Below are 17239 nucleotides of genomic sequence, written 5' to 3' on the forward strand. Positions count from 1 at the left end.
GCCGTTTCGGCGCAAACCGCGTTGCCGCGTCAAATGGCGCCAGGCTAGGCGTAGGACGCAGGCAATGGTTGTTCCCTTGCCAAGTCCTGCAACGACGCGTGGCGCCATTTGCCGCGCAACCCGAAGGGACGGGCCGGTTTTAGCGCGGCGCGTCGTTACTCGACGGCTCATTTGGACGGCCAAACCTCGCGTCTCTTGCCTAGCCCCGCGCTAAAACTGGCTCCGGCGCGGTCGCGGCGAAATGGCAACAGACCCTAGCTACGGCGACTAAATTGCAATTTGCCTTATCATCAATCAAATTGTTTGTTGTTATGCCTGCCATAAGTGAGGCCGATAGATATGAATCTGTTCCAGCTCCGCGCATTCGACGCCGTGGCCCGAGAAGGCAGTTTCACCCGGGCCGCCGGGCGCCTGTTCATCAGCCAGCCGGCGGTTACCGGGCACATCAAGGCCTTGGAGGAGCACTACCAGATCACCCTGCTGCGGCGTACCGCCCGGCGGGTGGAACTGACCGAGGAGGGCACCAAGCTGGCGGCCATTACCCGGGCGATGTTCGGCCTCGCCGAAGAAGCCCAGGCCATGCTCGAGGCCAACCGCCAGCTCTTGACCGGGCGCCTGGAAGTAGCGGCGGACGGTCCGCACCTGGTCATGCCGATGCTGGCCCGCCTGCGCGAGCGTTATCCGGGGGTGACCGTCAACCTGCGACTGGGCAACGCCCAGGAGACCCTGGCCGCGTTGCTCTCGGAGCATGCCGACGTGGCGGTGTTGACCGAGGTCGAGGAGCGCAAGGGCCTGCACCTGCAGAGCCTTGGGCAGTCGCGGATGTGTGCCCTGGTGCCCCAGGGCCATGAATGGCTGGAGCTGGCCGAAGGCATCGCCATCGAGCAACTGGACCAGGTGATCATGGTGCTGCGCGAACCCAGCTCCATCACCCGCCGCACCTTCGACCAGGCGTGCGGACTTTCCAAGGTCCAGCCCCGGGTGCTGCTGGAGCTGGACAGTCGCGAGGCGGTGACCGAGGCGGTGGCGGCGCACCTGGGGGTCGGGGTCGTCAGTTCGCTGGAAGTGGGCCACGACCCACGGGTGCGGGTGGTGCCGCTTCGTGGCGCGGGCCTGGTCAACCAGCACATGATCGGCTGCCTGGAGCGGCGCCGGGAACTGCGGCTGATCCAGGCCTTCCTCGGCCTCGCCCCGCAAGCCCGGTAGCCGTTGCCGCAGGCTGCGTAGCAGACGCGGTGCCGGAGGTTCCAGGGCAAGGTCCTGCGGACCTTTGCGCAACCTCGCCGTGGCTCGACAGCGGCTACAGGTGGGACGGTCGGTTGTCGAGCACCAGGTCGAAGAAGGTGGCGACGATCCGCCGCGAACGCTGTTCGCGCAGGCACACCAGGGTCTCGGTCATGCGCTGCTGGCAGTCGACGATAGGCAGGGCGCAGATCCGCGAGTCGGCACCGAACTCCGCCGCTGACACCACACCCACGCCGATACCCGCCACCACCGCCTCGCGCGCCGCCTCCCGGCCTTCGACCTGGATCGCCGGGCGGATCCGCAGCCCGGCACGGTGCATTTCCGCCTCCACGATCTGGCGGGTCACCGAGCCGGTTTCCCGCAGCACCATGGGCGTATCGTCGAGGTCGGCCAGGCAGATGGACTGGCGCTCGGCCCAGGGATGATGGCGCGAGACGAACGCCACCATCGGGTCATTGCCCAGGGGCAGCGACCACAGGCGCTCATCGTCCACTTCGCGTCCCAGCAGGGCCAGGTCGGCCTGGTAGCTGAACAGGCGCAGCAGGGATTCGTCGGTGTTGCCGGTCTCGATGCGCACGTTGATCCCCGGATACAACTGGCAGAAGCGAGCGACCTGCGCCAGCACGTGCACTGGCGCATCCACCGCCAGCACCAGGCTACCGGTTTGCAGGGCCTGGGAGTCCTGCAACAGTTCCTTGGCTTCGGCTTCGGCGACGAACAGGCGCTGGGTGATGGCCAGTAACCGCTGCCCCAGGTCTGTGAGCTGCACCGAGCGCTTGTTGCGATGGAACAGCAGGACGCCGAAACGCTCCTCCAGCTTGCGCACCTGGTCCGAAATGGCCGGTTGGGTCAGGTACAGGCGTTCGGCGGCCCGGGTGAAGCTGCCGTGCACGGCTACGGCATGGAAGGCTTTCAACTGCGCATGGGAAACCGACATGACCACCTCTTACAAGCTGGGCTTATATTTGAAATACGATAAATCGATTTCATTTATTAATTGCTAATTGCTTCCATCTTTCAAGGCCCGGTGACCGGTCGGTCGATCGCCACCGGGTCCTGGGGCCTGTGCGTGCGCTCGCAACCTCCCGCCCGGGAGCGCAACAGGCCCCGTCTGACCGGCAGCGCCCGCCACCAGGGCCCTGCCGTCGTGCTCAACAACAAAAAACACAGGCGTTTGCTTCGCATCCTGCCGGCACACTCACCCTGAGGTCAGAATCACGATGAACAAGCAGATCGGCACCATCAAACGTTGGCGCGTGCAGATTTTCGCCATCACCTGGATCGCCTACGCGGCCTTCTACTTCACTCGCAAGGCCTTTTCCGTCGCCAAGCTGGGGATCGCCGACGATCCCGGCTTCACCCTCGACAAGATGGCCATGGCCAACCTCGACGCCATCTACCTGGCGGCCTACGCCGTGGGGCAGTTCACCTGGGGCATGTTCGCCGACCGCTTCGGCCCGCGGGTGGTGGTGCTGGGCGGCCTGTTGATTTCCGCCGTCGCGGCGCTGGTGATGGGCAGCTTCGCCACCTTGCCGGTGTTCGCCACCTGCATGCTGGTCCAGGGGCTGGCGCAATCCACCGGCTGGTCCGGGTTGTGCAAGAACATCGGCAGCTTCTTTCCCGCCGAGCAACGGGGGCGGGTCCTGGGCCTGTGGAGTTCGTGCTACGCCTTTGGCGGCCTGGTGGCCTCGCCCTTCGCCGGCTGGTGGGCCTACACCCTGGTGGGAACCTGGCATGCAGCGTTCATCTCCAGTGCGGTGGTGGTGGGCCTGACCGCGCTGTTGTTCTTCATCTTCCAGCGCAATACCCCGCAGGACGTGGGCCTGCCAGCGGTGGAGGAGCCGGCGGCCCGAGAGCCTGCAACGGGTTGCCGCCTTGGGGTCTGGGCGCCACTGCGGGCGATCCTGCGCAATCGCCCGGTGCTGGTGCTGGGGCTGGCGTACTTCCTGCTCAAGCCGGCGCGCTACGCGATCCTGTTGTGGGGGCCGGTGATCGTCTACGAGCAGATGCCCTCGGTGGGCAAGGTCGGCGCGGCGATCGTGCCCACCGCCTTCGAGCTGGCCGGGTTGCTGGGACCGATCATGATCGGCCTGGCCTCGGACAAGCTGTTCAGCGCCCGGCGCATGCCGGCCTGCGTCCTCAGTTTGCTGGCCCTGACCCTGAGCCTGGGACTGTTCATGGGCGCGCTGCATAGCGGCAGCGTAGCGCTGGTGGTGGCGCTGCTGTTCGTCATGGGCCTGACCCTGTACGGACCGGACTCGATGATCAGCGGCGCGGCCGCCATCGATTTCGGCGCCGCCGGGGCCGGGGCTACGGCGGCCGGGTTCGTCAACGGTTGCGGTTCGGTGGGGGCGATCCTCGGTGGCCTGTTGCCGGGCTACTTCGATACGGTGACGGTGTTCCTGCTGTTTGCCGGCTGCGCCCTGGTGGCGGCGCTGTTGCTGGTGCCATTCTGGAACAGCCGGCCCAGTGGGGTCGAACCGGCGCCTGCGCTGGCCTCCAACGAACCCCTGCTGGCCAGGCCGGTGCGCTCCTGAGGTCCTCGCGCCGGGAGCCGCTGCTGCGCTCCCGGCAAGTCCGACAAGGGCCGGAGCTCGGCCGGCCACTGACTTTTTGGTCGATCAGGGCCCAGAGGACGTATAAACTTGCGCCTCGCGTCGGCCAAATCCAACTCGACGCCATAGATCAAAGAGAGTGAGTAATGGGCGCACAGTGGAAGGTTAAACACAAAGAAGCAGCAGCCAACGCCAAGGGCAAGATCTTCGGCAAGCTGGTGAAGGAAATCACCATCGCTGCACGCAACGGCGCTGATGTAGCCACCAACGCCCACCTGCGGCTGGTGGTCGAGCAAGCGAAAAAGGCCTCGATGCCTCGCGAAACCCTGGAGCGTGCGATCAAGAAGGGCTCGGGCCAGCTGGGCGAGACCGTGCAGTACCACCGCGTGACCTACGAAGGTTTCGCCCCGCACCAGGTGCCGCTGATCGTCGAGTGCGTAACCGATAACATCAACCGTACCGTGGCGGAAATCCGCGTGGCCTTCCGCAAGGGCCAGCTGGGCGCCTCGGGTTCGGTGTCCTGGGATTTCAACCACGTGGGCATGATCGAGGCCTCGCCGGACAGCCCGGACGCCGATCCGGAACTGGCGGCCATCGAGGCCGGCGCCCAGGATTTCGAGCCGGGCGAAGAGGGCGCGACCCTGTTCCTGACCGAGCCTGCGGACCTGGACGCCGTGCAGAAGGCCCTGCCGGAGCAAGGCTTCACCGTGCTGTCGGCCAAGCTGGGCTACCAGCCGAAGAACCCGGTCAGTGGCCTGAGCGATGAGCAGATGGCCGAAGTCGAGGCGTTCCTCGAAGGCCTGGATAACCACGACGACGTCCAGGACATGTTCGTCGGCCTGGCCGGCTAAGCCGCGCTGCGCGATTCGTTCGCCGGCCAGTGAGCTCCTGCAAGGAGGCTTGCTGGCCGGCGAAGTCGTTTCTAGAGGCTGTCCAACTCGCGGATCACCTGCTCGAAAGCCGGGCGCGCCAGGACGTGCGGTTGCTGGCAACGTTGCACCAGGTCCCGCAGGCCCTGGTGCTGCGCAGGGGCCAGCGAACCATCCTGGCGATCGAGCAGTTCCTCCAGCAAGATGCCGAAGGCCCGTACTTCCAGGCGTTGCAGGGCCTGGCTCTGAGGTGTGTCGTCCTGGGCGTGGAACGACGCTGCGCCAAAGTCCCCCAACAGGCAATCGCCCTGGGCATCGAACAAGGTGTTGTGGCCATACAGGTCGCCATGGGTGATGCCCTGGGCGTGCAGGTGGCCGGCTACCGAGGCGATGCCCCGGGCCAGGCGCAGGATCGCCCCAGCGCTGAAGCTGGCGTCCTCGGGATAGATGTCCCGGGAGCAGGAGTCCAGGCTCGGCAGCGCGGCGAGGTTGGCATAGCTGGGGTCGATCAACTGCATCACCAGACCGTCCTGGCCCTGGGGGTGATCGGTGATGCGGCCCTCGACCCGGATCAGGTTGGGGTGTAGCCCGGCGCTGATGCAGGCGTGCATTTCATGCAGCGGCGAGCCATCGCTGGTCATCTGGCCCTTGTACAGCTTGACCGCCACGGCCCGCGCTGGTTGCCCGGGAGCCTGCCACTGCGCTTGGTGGATCACCCCGGAGGCGCCTTCGCCCAGGCGTTGGGCCAGTTCCAGCTGGGTCCAGGGAATGCTGGGCGTGGATGCCAGGGCTGCGGCATCGACCTGGGACTCCAGCGGGTTACCGGCATAGGCCAGCCAGGTCAGGCTCGGCAAGGCCAGCAGGAACGGCGGCAGTTCGGTCAGGCGGTTGGCGGCGATCCGCAGCAGCTCCAGGCGCTGGCACTGCTCCAGGCTTTGCGGCAGCGCGGTCAGGCGATTGCCGGACAGCATGAGTTTTTGCAGCAGCGGGCGCCGGCCCAACTCGTCCGGCAGTTCAGTGATGCGGTTGTCGGTGAGGATCAGCCAACGCAGCAGGGGCGGTAGGGCGGCGGCCGGTACCCGCTCGATGCGGTTGGCCTTGAAGCCGATCATGCTCAGGCGCGCGCAGCGACCCAGGCATTCCGGCAGTTCGCTGAACAGGTTGTCCGAGCAGAACAGGATGCGCAGGTGGCTGAGGCGGTGCAGGTCCTCGGGCAGGCTGTGCAGGGCGTTGCCGCTGAGATTGAGGATCTCCAGGGAGTCGGCGAGATCGAAGATCTCCCGGGGGAATTCAGTCAATCCGCAAGACAGATCCAGGCGCTTGATGCCGGCCAGCTGGCCGGCCCGCAGTTGGGCAAGGGTATCCATGAACAGCGTCGACACTCGAATGGGGAGGCCAGGGCCCCGGGAAAAGGCGCCCATGATAGCCATTGGCGCGCGGGCTTGCTCAGGCAAGTGCGCTGTCGGGGCCGACCTGGCGCAATTGTCCGAGGCGGCTGCGGGTCCGCGCCAGGTCGGCGACCTGGCCATCCAGGCCTTGTGCCAGGGGGAGTTGGCCAATCAGCAGCAGCTGCTTGTCCTGGTCGTAGAGCACATCGATCAGGTTGATGAAGCGCTGCTGGGCGGCCACCGAGCAACTGTCCAGCGCCGGCAGCTCGTCGATGATCCAGGTATCGAAGCGCCGGCTCAGTTCCAGGTAGTCCATTACCGCCGTGGGTCGTTCGCACAGGTCGTCGAACTCGAAGCGGATACTGCGTTGGCCGACCTGGCGCACGTCCAGGTGACGGTTGCCCACCGCCAGCCGCGTGGCCGGGGCATGGCGCTCGGGCAGTTGCAGTGCCTGGCGCTGGGCCGGGCTGCCGGGCCACACATACTGGCCCCGGGTGAAGGCTTGCTGGTCGTGGCTGCGGGCCCGGGTTCGATAATCCTGGTCGCCCCCTACTTCCAGGACGTGCATGCGTGCGTTGATCAAGTCGATCACTGGCTTGAAGCGCGCGTGATACAGCGGGTTGGGCAGCAGGCCCTCGGGGGCGTAGTTGGAAGTCACCAGCAGCAGGATGCCGCGCTGGAACAGGGCCTTGAACAGCCGGGTGATGAGCATGGCGTCGCCGATGTCGTGCACGTGGAACTCATCGAAGCACAGCACCCGGCACTGCTGCAGCAGTTCATCCAGGGTGGTTTGCAGGGCGTCGTCGTGCTGTTGGTGGCGGAACATGCCCTGGTGCAGTTGGTTGAAGAAATCGTGGAAATGCAGGCGGCGCTTTTCGGCGATGGGCAGGGCACGGAAAAAACCGTCCAGCAGCCAGCTTTTGCCGCGGCCGACGGCGCCATGCAGGTACAGGCTGCGGGCTTGGTGCGGAGCATACTGCAGGGCCTGGGCCTGGCGGGCCATGCTGTCGATCACCTGCAACTGGCCGGGGCTCAGGGTGTAGCCCAGTTCCTGCGCCTTGTGCCGAAAGTAGCCGTGGATCGATCCGTCCGTGGCAGGTTGCCGGCGTGCCCTGGCCAACCAGCGGCGCCAGAGCGATGGGATCGATGCAGGTGGTGGCGATGAAGCGGTCAATGCTGGTTATCCCGGATGTTGGCCCGGCGCCCACCTTAAAAGCGCCATGGCCGTTTGACCAATAGAAAACCCGGTGGCCAGTGATCTCGAAAAGGCATGGCTGTGGTGGCGCAAGTGCCTGGGCCGGGCCCTGGGGCCAATTAATACGCAAACTGGCGGTTTTGGCCCCGGGTGCCAACCTCATGGCAGCTAATGCTTCTCATCAGGGAATCGAGGCCTTGAATGGATGTAAGGGTTTGGCAGTCATGAGCGCATTGCTCGGCGTAACGGCAGGCGCCGCTGACCTGCAGGTGCAGGTCCGGGTCGATGTGGCACGTGGCTGCCAGTTGGTGGGGCAACAGCGCGAGGCCGGGGTGGCCCAGCTCGGCACCCTGGACTTCGGTACCACCGCACGCCTGGATGACTCTCGCGGCCCCTTGGGCGCGGCGCTGGGTGGCAGCCGCCAGCCACGCCTGGAGTGCAATCCCGATACTCCCTACCAGATGCGTATCGACGGCGGCCTGCACGGCGGCGTCGGTGAAGTGCGCTACCTGGCCGGCGCTGATTCTGCCGGCAAGCCGATCCCTTACCGTCTCTACCAGGACCCGGCGCGGCGCATCCCGTTGCCGGTCAATGTCCCGGTCAGCGGCCGGGTGCCGGATTCCGGCACGGTGGACCTGCCCTTGTACGGGCGTATCGAGCCCCTGGCCGAGATTCCGCGGGCCGGGGATTACTCCGATGTTTTGAAGGTGACCCTGACCTGGTAGCCAGGGGCATCGACGCTGTCGCGGGGGAACCGCGCAGAACAGGAATAGCCGCTGCAAGTGCACGGCTCAAGTGGGAGTCCTGATGGAACTGGGATGGGGGCAATGAAAGGCAAGACCTGGACGATCATCGCCCTGGGCTCGTTGTGCCTGGTGGTCGACGATGCGCAAGCGGCCATCAGCGGGCAGATCCAGGCGCGCCTGGTGATCACCGCCAGTTGCCAGGTCAGCAGCGGCGGTTCCGCCACCCACCCGGTCACGGATCCGGGCATGCTCGACTTCGGCCGGCAAGGGCCGACCTGGGTCAACCCCATCAAGGCCAGCCTCACCGACGAGGTCCATGGCCAGTTGCAGGTGGCCTGCAATCCCTCGGTCACCGGTTTCACGGTGAGCATCAACGGCGGCCTCAACGGCGACGGTACGACCCGGCGCTTGAGCAACGGCCGCCAGACCATCCCTTATCGATTGTTCGTCGATGCCTCGGGTAGCGATAGCTACAGCATCGGCCAGCAGCGCAATTTCGCAGTGAGCAGCGGTGGCCGGATCCCCATTCCGGTGTTCGGCTCGGTGGTCGCGAATACCCGCGCGGTTCCGGCAGGGGTCTACACCGACACCCTGACCATCACGCTGGATTGGTAAACCACGAGAGGACGTACATCATGCACGCGCTTGTATCCCGAATCGGCTGGCCATTGCTGGGCCTGCTCATGGCCTCCACGGCCCAGGCGGCGACCACGGTCACCGGGCAGATCACCTCGACCCTGATCCTCACCAGCAGTTGCCAGGTCAACGGCGTGGGCGGCACCACCGGATTGAATTTCGGCGCCTTGAACTTCGGCACCACCAACAGCCTGTTCACCACCGCCAGCGGCCAGGTGCTGGGTGGCGGTGGCGGTGCCCTGTCGATCCTCTGCTCGGCCGGCACCACCCCGAGCCTCACCGTGCAGGGCGGCAGCAACGACGGCAAGTCCACCGGCGGCACCCGGGCCCTGTACGACGGGGTGGGCAACTACGTGCCTTATGACCTGTATACCGATGCCGGGCATTCGCAGCTCCTGGCGATCAACGGAGTGATCGCCCTGGCGCCGAGCACCGGCGTGGCCCAGACGGTCAATATCTATGGCCAGGCAGTGGGCAAGGCCGGGCTGCCGGCGGGCACCTATACCGACACGGTGTCCGTGCAATTGACCTTCTGACGCCATGGCTCGCCATGGTCCTGCGGTGCTGGCCCTGGTGTGTGCCACTGCCTGGTCCGGCTGGCTTGCCGCGGCCACCAGCCAGAGCTTCCAGGTCAGCGCCACCGTCGCGGCCGGATGCCTGGTAATCGGCGGTGTCAGCAATTACGGCAGCCTGGTGTTCGGTAGCCAACCGGCATTGTCCACCAGTTCCGTGAGAGTGGCGCTGAGCGGCGGTGTGCAGCTGCAATGCACGCCCGGGGTGAGCCTGAACATGACGGTCGACGGCGGCCAGAACAACAACGGTGGGCGGAACATGCGGCTCAACAGCGGCAGCGCCCGGGTGGCCTACCAGCTGTTTCGCGATGCGGCCTACAGCCAGGGCCTGGGGGTCGGCCAGAGCGTGGCGGTGACCTACAGCGATGCCAATAACATCAGCCTGCCGATTTATGGACAGGTGCAGTTGCCGGGCAATCAGCCTGGGGGGACCTATAGCGATGTGCTGCAGGTGCAGCTGTCGTGGTGATGGGGCGTTTCAACGACCAGCCGGCAGGCGGACAAGGAGTAGCAGCATGCGTTTATCTGTACGGGGCCTGAGGGCCTGCGGTTACCTGATACTGGCCGGGCTGTTGTCCAGCGCCCCGGGAGCCTGGGCCGCCAGTTCGGTATTGATCTGGCCGATCGATCCGGTGCTGGAAGCCGACCAGCAGGCCAGCGCGTTGTGGCTGGAGAACCGTGGCAGCGAGACCGCCAACCTGCAGATCCGGGTCTTCGCCTGGAGCCAGAGCGATTTTGCCGACCAGTACCAGAACCAGCGGGATGTAATCGGCAGCCCACCGGTGGCGAAGATCGAGCCCGGGCAAAAACAGCTGGTGCGCCTGACCCGTACCCGGGACATCCCGCCGGGCCAGGAGCTGGCCTATCGGATCATCATCGATGAAATCCCTTCCGCCACCCCCAAAGACCCCCGGAGCGATGCCGAGAGTGTGGCCGCGATTCGCTTCCAGATGCGTTATTCGGTGCCGCTGTTCGCCTATGGCGCGGGCTTGTGGAGCAAGGAAGATGCCAACCGGGCCAGGGACCCCAAGGGCATCGGCGTGCCCAACCTCAGCTGGCGCAAGGTGAACGCCGATGGCAAGACCTTCCTCGAAATGCGCAACCAGGGCGCGGTGCATGCCCGCCTGACGGATGTCGCCTTCAAGCAGGGCGGGCAGAACCGCCCCCTGGCGCCGGGCCTGTTGGGCTATGTGTTGCCTGGAGCGGTAATGCGCTGGCCACTCTCGCAAACCCTGGCCGGCGATTCGCACCTGCAACTGCGGGTCAATGGCGCACCGCAGGTCCAGGACCTGCCACCTTCACGCTGAACGGCGCGAAGACCGCCGCCGGGTATCGGCGGCAAGGACGGATGCGCGGGCCTTAGCGCATGCGCCCAGGGATGGAGAGGTCCATGGATGGACTTGAACCGCTCATGAGCCATGACCCGGCTCGGCGCTTTGGGGGCTGGAAGGGGCTGCTGGCTGGCTTGTGGGGCTTGCTGCTGGCGGCTCCGATCCAGGCTGGCGAGCTGCCGCCGCCGCCCAGCAGCCTGGAGTCGATGGCCGATGCGCAGCTGTTCCTGGAGTTGGTGATCAACCAGATGGATACGGGCAAGGTGGTGGCGGTGGAGCAACGTGCAGGGCGGCTGTTCATGCCAGCCAGCGCCTTGCGCGAGACGGGCATCAAGCTGGCGCAGCAACTGGAGAGCGAGGTCGATCTCGAAGCCTTGCCGGGGCTGCACAGCGATTACGACAGCCAGGGCCAGCGCCTGTTGCTGAACGTACCGCCGGACTGGTTGCCGGAGCAGTTGATCGGCAGTCGCCAGGCCTATCCGCGGACCCCGGCCCTGAGCAGCTTCGGCGCGTTGCTCAACTATGACCTGTACTTCAACGACACCGACGACGGCGGCAGCTACCTGGCGGCGGGGAACGAGCTGCGGTTGTTCGATAGCTGGGGCACCCTCACCAGCAGCGGGCAATACCGGCGAACCCTGTCCGGGGCCCGCAGCGCTTCGCTGAACAATGGCTATCGACGCTACGACACCACCTGGCGCTTCTCCGATGACGAGCGCATGTTGACCTACGAGGCCGGTGACCTGGTTAGCGGCGCCTTGCCGTGGAGCAGCTCGGTGCGCCTGGGCGGGCTCCAGTTGTCCAGGGACTTCGCCGTGCGCCCGGACCTGGTGACCTATCCCTTGCCGCAGTTCGCCGGGGAAGCGGCAGTGCCCAGCTCGGTGGACCTGTTCATCAATGGCTACAAGGCCAGCAGCGCCGAACTGCAACCTGGGCCCTACACCCTGACCAACATTCCCTTCATCAACGGCGCGGGGGAGGCGGTGGTGGTCACCACCGATGCCCTGGGACGCCAGGTGTCCACCACCGTGCCGTTCTATGTCACCAGCAACTTGTTGCACAAGGGCCTGACGGACTTCTCGGTGGCCGCCGGTACCTTGCGTCGCGACTACACCCTGCGGGACTTCGGCTACGGCCCCGGCGTGACCTCCGCCAGCCTGCGCCACGGCCTGAGCGACAGCCTGACCCTGGAAAGCCATGCCGAGGCCTCGCAGTCCCTGGCCCTGGGCGGGCTCGGCGGCAACCTGCGGCTGGGCCAGTTCGGGATCCTCAACACCGCCTTCAGCCAGAGCCGCTTCGACGGCAATGGCGGCCAGCAACTGAGCTTCGGCTACCAGTACAGCAGCCAACGCTACAGCCTGTCCTACCAGCGCGTGCAGCGCCGCGACCGGTACGCCGACCTGACGGTGGTGGATAGCCCCTACACCCGCCTCAGCCAGCGCAGCGAGCAATTGACCCTGAGCCTGAACCTGGAGCGTTTCGGCAGCCTCGGCGCCGGTTACTTCGACGTGCGCGCCGCCGATTCGACCCGCACCCGGCTGCTGAACCTGACCTGGAGCAAACCGCTATGGCACAACAGCAGTTTCTACCTGTCGGCCAACCGCGAGATCGGCCAGCGCCAATGGGCGATGCAGGCCCAGTTGGTGGTGCCCTTCGACCTGTATGGCAGCCTGAGCTTGAGCAACGAGCGCAGCAAGGCCGGGGAAAACCGCCAGCGGGTCAACTTCAGCCGCTCGGTGCCGCTGGAGGGCGGGCTGGGCTACAACCTCGGCTACGCCACCGGCGATGGCCCGGACTACCGCCAGGCCGACCTGACCTGGCGCTTGCAGTCGGTGCGCCTGCAAGCCGGGGTCTACGGCACTCGCGAGGCCGAGACGCGCTGGGCCGATGCCAGCGGTTCGCTGGTCTGGATGGACCGCGAGGTGTTCGCCGCCAACCGTATCGACGATGCCTTCGTGGTGGTCAGCACCGGTGGCTACAAGGACATCCCGGTGCGCTACGAAAACCAGCTGGTGGGCCAGACCGACAAGAATGGCCACCTGCTGGTGCCCTGGAGCAGCGCCTACTACCGGGGCAAGTACGAGATCGATCCATTGAACCTGCCGGCCAACGTGCAGAGCCCGAACGTCGAGCAAAGGGTCGCGGTGCGTCGTGGCAGCGGCTACCTGCTGGAGTTCCCGCTGACCCGGGTGATCGCCGCGAGCATCGTCCTGGTGGACGCTCGCCAGCAGGAACTGCCCCTGGGCAGTAGCGTCATCCACTCGCAGAGCGGGGCGCAAGCGGTGGTCGGCTGGGATGGCCTGGTGTACCTGGAGAACCTCTCGGCCCATAACACCCTGGAGGTCGGCCTGGCCGATGGCAGCCATTGCCGGGCGCAGTTCGACATCGATCTGGAGCAACAGCAGATCCCGCTGATCGGCCCGCTGGTCTGCCAGTAGCCGCACAGCCACCACAGGAGGTCACATGAATGGATTCAAGGCCTGGCGGGGCCGGACATGGGGACTATGGACCCTGGGCTTGCTGGCCTGGTTGCCGGCGCTGCCGGCCCTGGCGCTCTGTTCCACGGTCAGTACCACCCCGGCGGCGTTCGGCACCGTCAGTTCGATCCTGGTGCGCACTACCTCGCAGCCGGCTTCCACCACCAATGCCGGCCTGAGTTGCACCGGCTCGCTGTTGTCGTTGTTGGCCACCACCGACCACTTCTACGCCACCGTCACTTCCAGTACCAGCGGCATGGTCGGGCCTACCGGCGATGTCATCAACTACACCCTGTATGCCAACAACAGCACCAGCTATCCCATCACCCGGGGCGTGGCCTTCGACTTCGCGCGCAATTCGATCATCGACCTGCTGGGCCTGCTGGGCAGCCCCACGGTGGCCAAGACGGTGCCGATCTACCTGGGCACCGTCACCGGCAGCAATGTCGCGGCGGGGGTCTATACCGAGAACCTGAGCATCTTCTGGAGCTGGAACTATTGTTCCGGAATCGGTGCCTTGGGCGCCTGCCTGGGGCGGGACATCGGCAGCGGCACCCAGAGCCTCACGGTGAACATGACCGTGTCCAACGACTGCGTGATCACCGCACCCAACATCAGCTTCGGCAGCGCACCGGTGGTCAGCGCCTTTGCCACGGTCACCGGGCAGACCATCAACCTGGCCTGCACCAAGGGCAGTGCCTACACCGTGGGTTTGAGCGACGGCCAGAACCCGATCAGTGCTGGCGGTCGGCGGCGCATGGTCTCCGGCGGCAACTACCTGGCCTATGACATCTTCAAGAGCGCCGGGACCACCCGCTGGGGCAGCGTCGGCAGTGCCCGGCGTTCCAGTACCGATGCCGAGGTCAACCCTGGCAACGGCCTGGGCACCGGCAGCCAGGTGTTCAACTACAACGCCAGGATCTATACCGACCAGAGCACGCCGCCGGCCGGTACCTACCTGGATAACGTGGTGCTGGACGTGGGTTTCTGAACGTCAGGCACTTTCCAGCGGGCAGGGCTGGCTGGCGCGCGGGCGCTGTGGGGCCAGGCTCCATAGCCAGTAGCCCAGCGCCATGGCATTGATGCCCGCGCCCAGCAGGCAGACGCCGGTCCAGCCGGCCCAGGCATAGGTGCCGGTGGCGGCGATGGAGCCCGTGGCGCTGCCGATGGAGTAGAACAGCATGTAGCCGGCCGCCAGGCGGCTCTGGGCCTCGGGACGCACACTGTAGATCAGGCTCTGGCTGGTGACATGCACGGCCTGCAGGCCCAGGTCGAGGCCGATTACCCCAACCAGCAGGGCCCACAGCGACCATTGGGTCAGGCCGATGGGGATCCAGCAGAGCAGCATCAGGCCCAGGGCCAGGCCGCTGGTCCATTGCGCCAGGCCTCGGTCGGCCAGTTGTCCGGCCCGCGCCGCCCCTAGGGCGCCGGCGGCCCCGGCCAGGCCGAACAGGCCGATCTGGGTGTGGCTGAGCGACAGCGGCGGGGCGCTCAGGGGCAGCACCAGCGGCGTCCATAGGGTGGTGGCCGCGGCGAAGGTCAGCATGGCCAGCACGGCCCGGTCACGCAGGATCTTCTCCTCTTTGAACAAATGCAGCAGCGAGCCCAACAGGTGCAGGTAGCCCTGGGCTGCCGGGGGGCGTTGCACGGCCGGCAGGACCCGCCACAGGGCCAGGGCCACCATCAGGGTCAGTCCGGCGGACAGCAGGTACACCGAACGCCAACCCGCCAGGTCGGCCATGCCCCCGGCCACGGTACGGGCCAGGAGGATGCCCAGCACCACGCCACTGGTGACCACGCCGACCACCCGCCCGCGTTGTTCCGGTTGCGCCAGGTTGGCGGCGTAGGCCACCAGGACCTGGGTCACCACCGCCAGCAAGCCGACGCCCGCCATGCCCAGCAGCAGCCAGGTGCCGTTCGGCGCCAGGGCCACGACCAGCAGCGCCAGCACCGAGAGCAGGGTCTGGGTGACGATCAGCCGGCGACGGTCGAGCAGGTCGCCCAGGGGGACCAGCAACAGCAGGCCCAGGCCGTAGCCCACCTGGGTCAGCGTGATGACGATGCCCACGGTGGCCGGGGCCAGGCCGAAGCTTTGGGCCATGGCGTCCAGCAGCGGCTGGGCGTAGTAGACGTTGCCGACCGCCAGGCCGCAGGCGGTGGCGAATAGCAGCACCACTTTGGATGAGAGCGTCGCGGCGGCGATGGTGGGCGAATCAGCTGGCATGGCAGGCTCCGTTTCTAGTTGCTTTATGAAACCAGTTGTACGGTAGTCGTCACGGTTTTATATTGCAACCAGTTTTCCCAGGCTTATCGGAGTTTCCCCACCATGGTCAAACGCACCCGCCTGCAAGACGCTGAATGCCCGGTGGCGCGCTCACTCGACGCCATCGGCGATTGGTGGTCGTTGCTGATCGTGCGCGACGCCTTCGACGGTATCCGCCGTTTCGGCGAGTTCCAGCGCAACCTCGGCATGGCCAAGAACATCCTCGCCGCGCGCCTGCGGACCTTGGTGGAGCACGGGGTGCTGGACGTGGTGCCGGCTTCCGACGGCAGCGCCTACCAGGAGTACGTGCTGACGGACAAGGGCAAGGGCCTGTTCCCTTTGATCATCGGCTTGCGCCAATGGGGCGAGGCGTTTTTCTATGCGGAGGGGGAGGCGCATTCGCAACTGGTCGACCGCCAGACCCGGCAACCGCTGCGGGCGCTGGAGCTGCGTTCTGCCGACGGTCGGTTGCTGGGGCCGGAGGACTGCCTGCGGATACCCGTGGCTTGAGACCGCGACGACTGCGCGAGGGGCTCGCGCAGTCGTGGGTTTCGCTCAGCGCAGGCTGTCCACCAGGTCGGCCAGGGTGCTCAGCACATCCTTGCCCAGCTGCATGGAGCGCTTGCCGGACCAGCCGGTGAGCGGGTTGGGCGCATCGTTGTGGTCCTTGAACGGCATTTCCAGGGTCAGCGCCAGGCAATCGTATTTTTCCCCGACGGCATTGCAGGCCAGGGTCATGTTGGCCTGGCCGGGGTTGTCGCGGGTATAGCCGTGGAGGGTCTGGAAGTCCCGGGTCTTGTGCTTCAGGTGACTGCGAAAATGTTCTTCGAGCTTGGCCAGGCGCGGGGTGTAGCCCGGGTTGCCTTCACAGCCGGCCGTGAAGACATGGGGAATCTCCTCGTCGCCATGGATGTCGAGGAACAGGTCGACCCCGTACTGCTCCATTTGCTGCTGGACGAACAGCACTTCCGGGCTGAGCTCCTGGCTGGCGTCCTGCCAGGCGCGGTTCAGGTCCTGGCCCTTGGCATTGGTGCGCAAGTGGCCGTGGAAGGCGCCGTCCGGGTTCATGTTCGGCACCAGGTACAGGTCGGCCTTGGCCAGCAGGGCGTTGAGCTCGGCGTCGTCATGGCGTTGCAAGCGTTCGATCACGCCTTCCATGAACCACTCGGCCATGTGCTCGCCGGGGTGCTGCTGGGCGATGATCCACAGCTTGCGCTGGCCTGGGGTGCCGCTGCCCTTGCGCAGCAACTGGATGTCGCGGCCTTCGACGCTCTTGCCCACGGCCAGCAGTTCGGTGCCGGCCTTGGTCAGGGCCTGGTCGATCAGCCAGTCGTGGCGGCCACGGCTGTAGGGTTCGAAGTAGGCGAACCAGGCGTGGGTCTGGGTGGCTTCGAGATTGAAGCGCAGGGCGTCGCCTTCGAAGATCGTCGGGACGCGAAACCAGTTCACGTGGTCGTAGGAGGCGACGGCGTGGTAGCCGGTCCAGGCCTTGTTGTAGGAGGACTGGCTGGCGTTGGTCAGGCGGAACCAATGTTCCTGGCCGACATGCAGGCCGCTGACCTTGAAGTGAAACCACTGGAAGTGCGGGCTCTGGGTATCAGGGCGGATGGCCAGCTCTACCTGGAGCGGATTGCTGGTGTCCAGCACATTGATGTTGCCGCTGTCGAAGTCGGCGCTGATGTGAAAAGAAGAGTGATTGCCCACGGTCATGGTCGGTTCCTGAACAGGATTGTTGTGACCGCTACTCTACACATCGGAGGAGGCAAAAGAAGGGGGGCGTCGTCCTTGACGCTGATGAAGCTTAGTGTGTATGCGATTGATTCTCAAGCGCTACTTTAGGAAATGCGGGACCTTCTAGTGCGGCCCTTTGCTTGCAAAAGGGCATTCTTTTGCTATCATCGCCGCCACTATTTTTGCGTCATCCACGTCTTCATTAGCCTGAAGCCAAGCCAGCATGACTGG

16 protein-coding genes are annotated in these 17239 nt (G+C 65.8%); 11 read left to right on the plus strand and 5 right to left on the minus strand.

Annotated features, from left to right (window positions below):
• Positions 1–339: 339 nt before the first annotated feature.
• On the plus strand, positions 340–1206 hold the full coding sequence (locus ACK6AU_RS17265; RefSeq protein ID WP_185698961.1) for a LysR substrate-binding domain-containing protein: 867 nt from the start codon (positions 340–342) through the stop codon (positions 1204–1206).
• 94 nt (positions 1207–1300) lie between these two features.
• Here the strand turns inward: ACK6AU_RS17265 and ACK6AU_RS17270 are convergent, their stop codons facing one another.
• A complete protein-coding gene (locus ACK6AU_RS17270) occupies positions 1301–2182 on the minus strand; it encodes a LysR substrate-binding domain-containing protein (RefSeq protein ID WP_409300240.1) in 882 nt (293 codons plus the stop codon).
• Positions 2183–2465: 283 nt separating this feature from the next.
• On the opposite strand from ACK6AU_RS17270, the gene ACK6AU_RS17275 reads away from it, so the two are divergent.
• Both ACK6AU_RS17275 and ACK6AU_RS17280 read left to right on the plus strand, forming a co-directional pair.
• Entirely contained in the window at positions 2466–3782 is a 1317-nt protein-coding gene (locus tag ACK6AU_RS17275) for an MFS transporter (RefSeq protein WP_409300242.1), read from the plus strand.
• Positions 3783–3946: 164 nt separating this feature from the next.
• On the plus strand, positions 3947–4651 hold the full coding sequence (locus tag ACK6AU_RS17280) for a YebC/PmpR family DNA-binding transcriptional regulator (RefSeq protein WP_060840179.1): 705 nt from the start codon (positions 3947–3949) through the stop codon (positions 4649–4651).
• A gap of 71 nt (positions 4652–4722) precedes the next feature.
• Here the strand turns inward: ACK6AU_RS17280 and ACK6AU_RS17285 are convergent, their stop codons facing one another.
• A complete protein-coding gene (locus ACK6AU_RS17285; protein WP_409300245.1) occupies positions 4723–6036 on the minus strand; it encodes a leucine-rich repeat-containing protein kinase family protein in 1314 nt (437 codons plus the stop codon).
• A gap of 79 nt (positions 6037–6115) precedes the next feature.
• Positions 6116–7231 (minus strand): cell division protein ZapE, encoded by a 1116-nt coding sequence (zapE, locus tag ACK6AU_RS17290; RefSeq protein ID WP_185698965.1) that lies wholly within the window; start codon positions 7229–7231, stop codon positions 6116–6118.
• A 245-nt stretch (positions 7232–7476) separates the two neighbouring features.
• On the opposite strand from zapE, the gene ACK6AU_RS17295 reads away from it, so the two are divergent.
• From ACK6AU_RS17295 to ACK6AU_RS17325, 7 genes are all read left to right on the plus strand, one after another.
• The gene (locus ACK6AU_RS17295) at positions 7477–7977 is read left to right on the plus strand and encodes a spore coat U domain-containing protein (RefSeq protein ID WP_185698966.1); all 501 of its coding nucleotides are present in this window, start codon (positions 7477–7479) and stop codon (positions 7975–7977) included.
• Between the two features lie 102 nt (positions 7978–8079).
• A complete protein-coding gene (locus tag ACK6AU_RS17300; RefSeq protein ID WP_185699048.1) occupies positions 8080–8613 on the plus strand; it encodes a spore coat U domain-containing protein in 534 nt (177 codons plus the stop codon).
• Between the two features lie 20 nt (positions 8614–8633).
• Positions 8634–9170: a spore coat protein U domain-containing protein gene (locus tag ACK6AU_RS17305; protein WP_185698967.1), complete on the plus strand. Its 537-nt coding sequence runs from the start codon at positions 8634–8636 to the stop codon at positions 9168–9170.
• A gap of 4 nt (positions 9171–9174) precedes the next feature.
• A complete protein-coding gene (locus ACK6AU_RS17310) occupies positions 9175–9675 on the plus strand; it encodes a spore coat U domain-containing protein (protein ID WP_409300248.1) in 501 nt (166 codons plus the stop codon).
• A 46-nt stretch (positions 9676–9721) separates the two neighbouring features.
• Entirely contained in the window at positions 9722–10513 is a 792-nt protein-coding gene (locus ACK6AU_RS17315) for a molecular chaperone (RefSeq protein WP_185698969.1), read from the plus strand.
• A 104-nt stretch (positions 10514–10617) separates the two neighbouring features.
• The gene (locus ACK6AU_RS17320) at positions 10618–12975 is read left to right on the plus strand and encodes a fimbria/pilus outer membrane usher protein (protein WP_409300258.1); all 2358 of its coding nucleotides are present in this window, start codon (positions 10618–10620) and stop codon (positions 12973–12975) included.
• Positions 12976–13000: 25 nt separating this feature from the next.
• On the plus strand, positions 13001–14005 hold the full coding sequence (locus ACK6AU_RS17325) for a spore coat U domain-containing protein (protein ID WP_185698970.1): 1005 nt from the start codon (positions 13001–13003) through the stop codon (positions 14003–14005).
• Positions 14006–14008: 3 nt separating this feature from the next.
• On the opposite strand, the gene ACK6AU_RS17330 is transcribed toward ACK6AU_RS17325, so the two are convergent.
• Positions 14009–15238, minus strand: coding sequence for an MFS transporter (locus tag ACK6AU_RS17330; protein ID WP_409300251.1), 1230 nt, complete (start codon positions 15236–15238; stop codon positions 14009–14011).
• A 102-nt stretch (positions 15239–15340) separates the two neighbouring features.
• Between ACK6AU_RS17330 and ACK6AU_RS17335 the strand changes: the two genes are divergently transcribed.
• Positions 15341–15787 (plus strand): helix-turn-helix domain-containing protein, encoded by a 447-nt coding sequence (locus tag ACK6AU_RS17335; protein WP_185698972.1) that lies wholly within the window; start codon positions 15341–15343, stop codon positions 15785–15787.
• Positions 15788–15832: 45 nt separating this feature from the next.
• Here the strand turns inward: ACK6AU_RS17335 and ACK6AU_RS17340 are convergent, their stop codons facing one another.
• Positions 15833–16987, minus strand: a complete 1155-nt coding sequence (locus ACK6AU_RS17340; RefSeq protein WP_409300253.1) for a M14-type cytosolic carboxypeptidase — start codon at positions 16985–16987, stop codon at positions 15833–15835.
• Positions 16988–17239 lie beyond the last annotated feature (252 nt).

The sequence above is a fragment of the Pseudomonas sp. KCJK8993 genome (assembly GCF_046230915.1).
Taxonomy (GTDB): Bacteria; Pseudomonadota; Gammaproteobacteria; order Pseudomonadales; family Pseudomonadaceae; genus Aquipseudomonas; species Aquipseudomonas piscis.